1 protein-coding gene is annotated in these 574 nt (G+C 62.9%); it reads right to left on the reverse strand.

Features of this window, described 5'->3' with window-relative positions:
- Nucleotides 1-339, reverse strand: a 339-nt coding sequence (locus GO615_RS29845; protein WP_169133073.1) for a GNAT family N-acetyltransferase, incomplete at its 3' end; no start/stop codon positions are given.
- Nucleotides 340-574: the final 235 nt, after the last annotated feature.

The following is a 574-nucleotide window of genomic DNA, read 5'->3' on the forward strand; positions in this document are numbered from 1 at the left end:
CGTGAGAAGAGCACGCCCCATTCCCTGGCCTCGCACCCCCAAGGACGTGAAGAGGGTGGTCACGGCGCGGAGAGTGTCGGCGGTTACTTCGAGGGCTGGTGCGAAGATCCGCCCGAGCTCGTCGTCTTCATCAACAACCCCCACCGCAACATGGCCAACAACCCTGCCCGATTCGCACGCCACCCACGCAGACTCATCGGATGCGCGAAACACGAAATCGGCAACTGGCATGGGTAACGGCCACCTGAAGGGGTAGCAGGATGCCGCCTGCTGCTCGGCCAAGGCCTTCACGAGAGAGTCGCGATCATCGGGCGTACGCAAACGAATCGTGAAGGACATGCCACAACCGTAGGGGAGGCGTAGGCAAGCAGCTGCCATGTAGCTCAAAGGAAGGTTTGTGCACACCTCAGACAATCCACCCGCCTCGAACGCCACGATCTGTTGAGACGATGAGCGGCTGCACTGGGGTCACCCTCTCCTAGAGTGAGCAGGAGGCCGCCGCGCGGTGCCCCGGAAAGGTTCCCCCATGGCTGCCACACGTCCTCGTCCCGACGAGCCCTCCTCAGCTCTCACG

Source organism: Aromatoleum evansii (assembly GCF_012910805.1).
In the GTDB taxonomy this organism is placed as follows: domain Bacteria; phylum Pseudomonadota; class Gammaproteobacteria; order Burkholderiales; family Rhodocyclaceae; genus Aromatoleum; species Aromatoleum evansii.